Origin of the sequence: Streptomyces purpureus (genome assembly GCF_014648195.1) — a bacterium.
In the GTDB taxonomy this organism is placed as follows: Bacteria; Actinomycetota; Actinomycetes; order Streptomycetales; family Streptomycetaceae; genus Streptomyces; species Streptomyces purpureus.
On sequence record NZ_BMQQ01000009.1, the window covers coordinates 56,075 to 63,783 of the forward strand.

At 72.6% G+C, this 7,709-nt stretch carries 7 protein-coding genes; 3 read left to right on the plus strand and 4 right to left on the minus strand.

Features of this window, described 5'->3' with window-relative positions; all coding sequences use genetic code 11:
* Positions 1–102: 102 nt before the first annotated feature.
* Positions 103–936: a lysozyme gene (locus IEZ01_RS13905; protein ID WP_189201911.1), complete on the minus strand. Its 834-nt coding sequence runs from the start codon at positions 934–936 to the stop codon at positions 103–105.
* 219 nt (positions 937–1,155) lie between these two features.
* Between IEZ01_RS13905 and IEZ01_RS13910 the strand changes: the two genes are divergently transcribed.
* Positions 1,156–1,641 carry a MarR family winged helix-turn-helix transcriptional regulator gene (locus IEZ01_RS13910; RefSeq protein ID WP_189201913.1) on the plus strand — a complete coding sequence of 162 codons (486 nt, stop codon included), beginning with the start codon at positions 1,156–1,158 and terminating at the stop codon, positions 1,639–1,641.
* Positions 1,642–1,666: 25 nt separating this feature from the next.
* Here the strand turns inward: IEZ01_RS13910 and IEZ01_RS13915 are convergent, their stop codons facing one another.
* From IEZ01_RS13915 to IEZ01_RS13925, 3 genes are all read right to left on the minus strand, one after another.
* A complete protein-coding gene (locus tag IEZ01_RS13915; RefSeq protein ID WP_019889418.1) occupies positions 1,667–2,233 on the minus strand; it encodes a cupin domain-containing protein in 567 nt (188 codons plus the stop codon).
* Positions 2,230–3,456, minus strand: a complete 1,227-nt coding sequence (locus IEZ01_RS13920; RefSeq protein ID WP_019889419.1) for a cytochrome P450 — start codon at positions 3,454–3,456, stop codon at positions 2,230–2,232. Before IEZ01_RS13920 ends, IEZ01_RS13915 begins: the two co-directional genes overlap by 4 nt.
* A gap of 130 nt (positions 3,457–3,586) precedes the next feature.
* The gene (locus tag IEZ01_RS13925; RefSeq protein WP_189201915.1) at positions 3,587–4,369 is read right to left on the minus strand and encodes a protein phosphatase 2C domain-containing protein; all 783 of its coding nucleotides are present in this window, start codon (positions 4,367–4,369) and stop codon (positions 3,587–3,589) included.
* A 365-nt stretch (positions 4,370–4,734) separates the two neighbouring features.
* On the opposite strand from IEZ01_RS13925, the gene IEZ01_RS13930 reads away from it, so the two are divergent.
* Both IEZ01_RS13930 and IEZ01_RS34895 read left to right on the plus strand, forming a co-directional pair.
* Complete coding sequence (locus tag IEZ01_RS13930) at positions 4,735–7,569, plus strand: sensor histidine kinase (protein WP_189201917.1); 2,835 nt, start codon at positions 4,735–4,737, stop codon at positions 7,567–7,569.
* Positions 7,566–7,709: roadblock/LC7 domain-containing protein (locus IEZ01_RS34895; RefSeq protein WP_373287611.1), on the plus strand; the 144-nt coding region annotated here is incomplete at its 3' end. The genes IEZ01_RS13930 and IEZ01_RS34895, both read left to right, overlap by 4 nt.

Consider the following 7,709-nt stretch of genomic DNA (forward strand, 5'->3'; position numbering starts at 1 on the left):
CGCCGCCGGACCAGGCAAGGGAGCTGCGTCGGTCCGCCGGCCGTCCTGCCCGCGCGAAGGCCCCCGGCGCCCGTACGCCGGGGGCCTTCGCCGAGGTCGGGGTCAGCCGTACGCCAGCGCCTGTACGCGGTCGTAGGCGCCGTTGAACTTGTTGTGGTCGCCGACCGTCGGGCCGGTCGAGGTGTACTGCCACATCGTGTAGTAGCCCCAGCCCGCCGGGAGTTCACCGGGGGTGGTGTTGTAGCGGGCGATCCACAGCGGGTTGACCGAGCCGAAGCCGCCGTAGTTGCCGGTGCACTGCTTCCACCACGACGTCGCCGTGTAGATCACCGGGGCCCGGCCTGTGCGGGCCTTGTAGCGGTTCACGAAGTCCCGGATCCAGGTGACCATCCCGGACGCGCTCTTGCCGTAGCAGGCCGCGCCGTAGGGGTTCCATTCGATGTCCAGCGCGCCCGGCAGGGTCTTGCCGTCGCGGGACCAGCCGCCGCCGTTGTTGACGAAGTAGTCGGCCTGGGTCGCGCCGGAGGTCGTGTCGGGGGTCGCGAAGTGGTACGCGCCCCGGATCATGCCGATGTTGTAGGAGCCGTTGTACTGCTGCGCGAAGTAGGGGTTCTTGTAGTACGTCCCCTCGGTGGCCTTCACGTAGGCCCATTTCACGCCGCTGTTCCAGAGGGTGGACCAGGCGACGTTGCCCTGGTGGCTGGAGACGTCCACGCCTTCGGTCTGGGCCGCGCGGGAGTCGCTCGGCAGGCCGCCCACGCCGTCGTGGGCGGCGACGCCCATGCCCATGTAGGCCTCGCCGCGGTCGGGGCGGTGCGGGCGGTCGGCGGCCGTGGCCGCGCCGGGGAGGGTGAGGAGGAGGGCCAGGGCCGCCGTCAGGGCGGCGGCCACGGCGGATCTGCGGTGACGGATCAGGCCGGGTCTGCGCACAGGCATTGCGTGCCTCCGATGGAACCTCGGTGGTGGGGGGATCCGGGGGACTGACATGCGCTGGTGTGGACATGTCACAAGTGACGCTACGCACGTAGAACACTGCGCGGAAGAGGGGCAGAGTGCTGCCGTTGGTCTACGCCTGCGAAATACTGACGGAGCTGCGGCAACGGCCCCGGCGGTAAGAAACTTTCAGTCGGGTAAAAGCGCGCGAGGGGTGCTGACGTGCACAGAAGCGGTACGGGGAGTGAAGCGGACCCGGCCGGGGAAAGTGGTGTGGACCACGAATTCCTGGCCCTGGAACGTGAATTGGCGGTCTTCCTGCGGCGCGCCCGGGCGTCCTCCGGCGAGATGGCCCGCGAGGTCCACCCGGAGCTCGAACCCGCCGCCTATGGACTCCTCGTCCGGCTCGACGAGGCCGGCGGCCAGCGCGCCACCGACCTCGCCGGCTACTTCGGTGTCGGCAAGGCGACCATGAGCCGCCAGCTCCGCGCCCTGGAGGACCTCGGACTCGTCGCCCGTGACCCCGACCCCGCCGACGGCCGCGCTTCCCTCGTCCGGCTCACCGACGAGGGCCGCGACCGCTTCCGGCATGTGAGGGATGCCCGCCGGGAGCGCTACGTACGCAAGCTGTCGGGCTGGGATCGCGGCGAGGTCGCCGAACTCGCCCGTCTGCTGCACCAGCTCAACACCCGCGCCGAGGACCGCTGACCGCCCCGCGGCCGGCCGTCCCACCTCAGCCGCCCCCGTGCCGCAGCGGCGTGAGCTGCTCGATGTCGTACCTCGCCCGCAGCCGGGCCACCGCCGCGTGGTCCACGGGACCGCCGGAGGCGAGGATGTCCATCAGCTCCTCGAAGTACCTCTCGTGGTCCGGCGGCGGCGCCGCCTGGAACAGCATCCGGGCCGGCTCGCCGGTCGGATTGGCGAAGGCGTGCGGGCACCCGGGCGGTACGAGGATCAAGGTGCCCGGCCCCGCCCGCATCACCCGCTGCCCCGACCGCGACTCCCACTCCCGCCAGGAGTCCGGGGTCCGCACCAGCGGCTCGAAGGCGAGCACGTCCAGCTCGCCGTCGAGGACGTAGAACAGCTCCTCGCTGTGCCGGTGCGCGTGCGCGCCCACGTCGAACCCCGGCGGCACGCTCACCTCGAAGGTCGACGCGGTCGGCGACTGCCCGCCGGTCACCTTGAACGTGACGTCCTGCGCCGCCGTGGTCAGCCGCCGCCCGCCGCCCGGCGGCACCACAAGACCGTCGCGCGCCACCGGCTCCGCCGCGCCCGGCCGCCCGGCGTCGAGCGCGGTCACCAGCTCACCGGCAGGGTCTCGGGCCCCCGGATCAGCGCACCGCGCTGCCAGCGGATCTCCGCCGTCGGCACGGCCAGTCTCAGCCCGGGGAAGCGGTCCCACAGCGACTGGACCAGGATCTCCGACTCCATCCGGGCGAGCGCGGAGCCTGGGCAGTAGTGCGGCCCGTGGCCGAAGGCCACATGGGGGTTGTAGGGCCGGCCGAGGTCCAGGGTGTCGGGGTCGGCGAAGACCGACGGGTCGCGGTTGGCCGTCAGGTACGAGACGTAGACCGGATCGCCCTCGGGGATGACCACCCCGCCGACCTCCACGTCCTCCAGCGCGATCCGCGACAGGCCCACCGCGTTGCGGTGCGGGATGTAGCGCAGCAGCTCGTCGACGGCGCCCGGCAGCAGCGCCGGCTCGGCGCGCAGCCTGGCCAGCTGGTCCGGGTGGGTGAGCAGGGCGTACACCATGTTGGCGCTGTTGTTGCGGACGGCGTGGGCGCCGCCGATCTGGATGAGGACGGCGAGTCCGACCGCCTCGTGCTCACTGAGCACCTCCTCCTCGACCGCCTCGGCCAGGACCGCCGCCAGCGTCTCGGACCCCGGTGCGCACGGGGCGCCGATCAGGGTGCGGAAGTAGGCCGCCATCTCCTCCTTGGCCCGCTCGCTCGCCTCCCGGCCGGCCGCCGCGGAGATGATGGTGTCGGACCAGTGCGCCATCAGAGGCCGGTCCTCGGGAGGCACGCCCATCAGCTCGCTGACCATGATCAGCGGGAAGGGGCGGTTCACCCCTTCCATGAGGTCGGCGGGCGGGCCGTGCTCGGCCAGGGTGTCGAGGAGCCCGTCCATCGCCTCCTGCGCACGGGCGCGCAGGGCGCTCAGCGCGCGGGCGCCGAAAGCCTTCGCCACCACCCGTCGCATCCGGGTGTGGTCGGGCGGATCGGCGAATCCGACGGCGCCGTCCATCGGGATGAAGTGCGGCGCGAGCCGGGTGACGGAGCGCCCCCAGACGGCCTGCCGGCTGAAGCGCGGGTCCACGGACACGAACTTCACGTCCTCGTACCGCGTCACCAGCCAGGCGTGCCCCTCGCCGTGCGGCAGCCGGACCCGCGCCACCGGCTCCTCGTGCAGCAGCCGGGCGAGCAGCGGGTCGAAGTCGAGTCCTGTCAGATCGGGCACGGCCCAGAAGTGGACCTCGGGGGAGGGCGTCACGCTCGACGCCGTGGTGGTGGTGCTCATGGCGAGGGGGCCTCCTGCGGTACGCCGTACGTCCTCTCCCGTTATGCCCTCTTCCTCCCGATCGCGCGCGGCGAACGGTCCCTCACCCTCCGCTGTACGAACGGGCTTCGGCTCACCCGGCCGGCCCCGCTCACAGCTCCACGTACAGCGCCGTCGCGTCGTCGTGGAGCTTCCAGCGGCGCGCACCGCCCGCCGTCCGGTCGGCCGATTCGATCGCCCGTACCCGCTCGACCAGCCCCCGCGGCCCCTCCTTCTCGAGCAGCCGGAAGCAGGCGGCCCAGTCGCCCTCCTGGAACAGCTCCACCCAGCGCGACGCGCCGTCGGTGAGCGCCGCGAAGGCCCGTACGTCCGCACGGGGCGTCACCCCGGTCACCGCCCGGTGGGCCACCGAGGGGTCGGCCGCCGCCGTGAAGAAGCCGCCCTCCGTGTTGCGCAGCGCGTCGGTGGCCACCCGGGAGCGCAGGATCTCGCGCGGCACCAGGTCGAGCCGGCCGTCGAGGACGGCCCGGACCGTGCCCTCGGGGGAGGCCAGGAGCAAGGCCGAGTCGGACAGGACCAGATGTTCGACCGAATCCCGATCCCAGCGCGCCATGACCACCGTCGCCTGCGGAGTACGGACGTGAGAAAGGTCACACGTGTCGCGGTGGGAATCCGCGGTGCGCCGGATTGCCAGGGACAGGATCTCGGCCAGGGAGAGGTCGCGCCGCGAACCGGACAGTTCGGTCAGCGCGCCGCCCAGCCGCGCGGTGAACCAGTCGACGGTGTGCACACAACCGTCATCGTCCGGCGGGGGTGTCACCCCGTCCAGCACGACCGCGGTTCCTCCCTGGCCCGACGAGGGAAGAGCCACCGAGATCCAGTCCTCGTTGGGGCGTTCGGGGTGACCGGGGACCGTGACGAGTTCGGTGCGCATGACTGTCAGTCTGCATGACTCCTTCACGCCGCCCCCGAACGGCCGAAATTGGCCTGTACCAGCAGGTCACGCCGTGCGTGACGGGCGGAACCGAAGGCTCCGAGGAGCTGCGGGCGCGCATCCTGCCAAAGCCCGCGCGGAAGTTCCAGCCGGCGCCCCGCACGGCCGTCGGGAGCCCGTCAGGGCGGCTTGTTTGTCAACTCCGGAGTGTTGTTCACTCGTTCGGGTGGCGGAGCGGCCGATGCGCGTCCCCCTCCCAAAAGCGCTGGAATGGTCGGAAGCCGTACCAGGGGTGGGGGCGCTCTCTTGTGTGACCGGTCGTCACCTCTGCTTCATGGGTGGACGAGTCAAGGATGCGAGCACCGGTGCAGAAGAAGCGGCCTCGGAGCAACAACGGCACGCGCAATGAGACCCCCGGTGATCCGCAGACCCCGGACTCCGGCGCGGGCCGCACCGTCCGCGTACGCAGCCGGCTCGTCGCCGGCGTCGCCCTGGTCGGCATCACCGTCGTCGCGGCCGGCGCCCCCGCCGTCCTCACCGCCTCCGGCGACCTGACGGACTCCCAGCGACTGGTCACCCTCGCCGAACTCAACCGGCAGGCCGTCACCCTCGCCCACTCCCTCGCCGACGAACGCGACGAGGTCACCGCCTACGTCGCCGCGGGCCGCGACGAGCAGAAGGGCGACGAGAGCGCCGACAGCGACAAGAGCCGCGGCAAGCGCCAGGTCTCCTCCGCCCGCAGCGCCCGCGTGGACCGGCAGATCGACGAGATCCACCCCGAGGCCCCGGCAGAGCTCCGCCGCGACCTCGCCACCGTCCCCTCCGTCCGCCGCACCGCCCTCACCGGCAAGGGCACGGCGCTGGAGACGTACAAGGCGTACACCGACATCATCACCAAGCTGCACGCGCTGGCCGACCAGCTCGCGCAGCACACCCCCGCGCGCGCCGCGGACGCCTCCCGGGCCCCCGCCGCGCTCGGTCTCGCCGTCGAACAGGCCTCCGCCACCCGGGGCCTGCTGGTCGCCGCGCTCTCCGTCCCCACCCCCGAGGGCTCCCAGCAGGGCCAGGGCTTCCCGGGCTCCCAGAGCTCGCGGGCCGACGAGGAGGCCGCCGCCGAGGCCGCCCGGACCCGCGACGCGCTCAGCGCGGCGGCCCAGCAGTCCCGCGTCCGTGAACTGGCCGCCCTCGCCGACTTCGACCAGGCCGCCACCTCCACCGCCCGCGACTCCCTCGCCGCCACGGTCACCGGCCCCGACGTCAAGGCCGCCGAGAGCCTGCTGGCCCGGCTCACCGACCGCCCCGAGCTCTCCAAGTCCGACCGCAGGACCGACCGGGAGACCCTGGAGGCGGCCCTCTCCGCCCGTATCGAGCAGATGCGCGGTGTCGAGTCCTCCCTCGCCACCGGCCAGGTCGACCAGCTCTCCCAGCTCCGCGACGACGACGTCACCGCCCTCGAACTCCGCATCGCCCTGCTCGGCGGGCTGCTCCTGGTCGCGATCGGCATCTCCACCGCCGTCGCCCGCACCCTCACCCGCCCGCTCGCCGTCCTTCGCATCGGCGCCGCCCGCCTCGCCGCGGCGCCCGAGGCCACCGCCGAGGAGCCGATCCGCTTCACCGGCCGCAACGACGAGTTCGCCCAGGTCGTCCGGTCCCTCAACACCCTGCACGGCAAGCTGTACGCGCTCGGTGTACGGGCCGGGAAGCTCGACGGCGACCGCGCCGACCTCGCGGTCGCCCGCGACGCCCTCGCCGAGGAACTCGCCGAGCGGCGCGCCGAACTCCAGGAGCAGACCGAGCGGCTTACCGCCGAACTGGAACGGCACCGCCACACCGTCCAGCACACCTTCGTCAACCTCTCCCTGCGCACGCTCGGCCTGGTCGAGCGTCAGCTCGGCGTCATCGAGAAGCTGGAGGAGCGCGAGCAGGACCCGGAGCGGCTCGCCACCCTCTTCAAGCTCGACCACATGGCCACGGTCATGCGCCGCCACAGCGAGAACCTGCTGATCCTCGCCGGCTCCGAACACGGCAACACCCACCACGGGCCCGTACCGCTGGTCGACGTCGTACGGGCGGCCGTCAGCGAGATCGAGCGGTACGAGCGGGTCACGATCCAGGCCCTGCCGCCGCACGCCCATGTCGCCGGGTTCGCCGCCGACGACCTCTCGCACCTGATCGCCGAACTGCTGGAGAACGCCACCTCCTTCTCCCCGCCCGACGCGCAGGTCCAGCTCTCCGGCTGGCTCCTGGAGAGCGGCGAGATCATGCTCTCCGTCCAGGACGAGGGCATCGGCATCACCGAGACCCGGCTCGCCGAGCTCAACGCCCGCCTCGCCGACCCCGGCCCGGACCACGACCAGGACATGGACGGCGAGGGCCTCGGCATCCGGGTCACCGCCCTGCTCGCCGCCCGGCACGGCGTACGGGTCCAGCTGCGCGAGCAGAAGCAGGGCGGCACCGCGGCCGTCGTCGTCCTGCCGCAGGGTCTGCTGCCCGAGGCCCCGCCGGCCGCCGTGCCGCCCGCGGTGACCACGGCGGGCACCGCGTCCACGCTCACGCTGCCCGGATCGGTCGCGGAGGCCAACTCCAACACCCTCCCGGGCCGCGTACGGGACCCGCTGGTGGCCGCGGCCGAACAGACCGTCGCGGAGACCGGAACCGAGGTGGTCCCCGAGCCCGAGGCAGAGGCGTCGGACGAGCTCTCGGAGCCCGTCGAGTCCGAGGAGCCGGTCGAGTCCGAGGAGCCCGTCGAGTTTGAGAAGCCGGTCGAGACCTCGGAGCCCGTGACCTCCGAGACCACCCTCCAGGTACGGATCCCGGTCCAGACCGCCGACCCGTACGCCATCGGCCCCGACACCCACGAGCGCGCCGAGGAGCCCGCCGCAGACCCGGTCCTCGACAGCGGCCCCAAGGTCGCCACCTGGGAGCGCGTCACCGACAAGGGCCTGCCCAAGCGCACCCCTCAGGTCGTCCGGCCCGCCGAGGCGCCCACGAAGGAGCGCGGCGGCGGTATCGACGCCGAGGCCCTGCGCCGCCGCCTGGGCGGCTTCCACCAGGGAGCCAAGGACGGGCGCCGCGACGTCGAGGCGGAGATCGCCGAGGAACACGGCCTCGCCGCCGACGACCCCGAAGCCACACAGCAGTTGGAAGCAGTACGCACAGAGGAGACGACGGGGGACACAGTCGAGGAGGCACGTAGTTGACTGCGACCGGCACATTCGGACTGAGCAGCGAAGCCCGCAATCTGCAATGGCTGCTGGGCAACCTCGTGGAGGAGGTGCCCGGGGTCCGGTCCGTCGCCGTCGTCTCGTCCGACGGACTCCTGCTGCTCTCCTCCGACCCC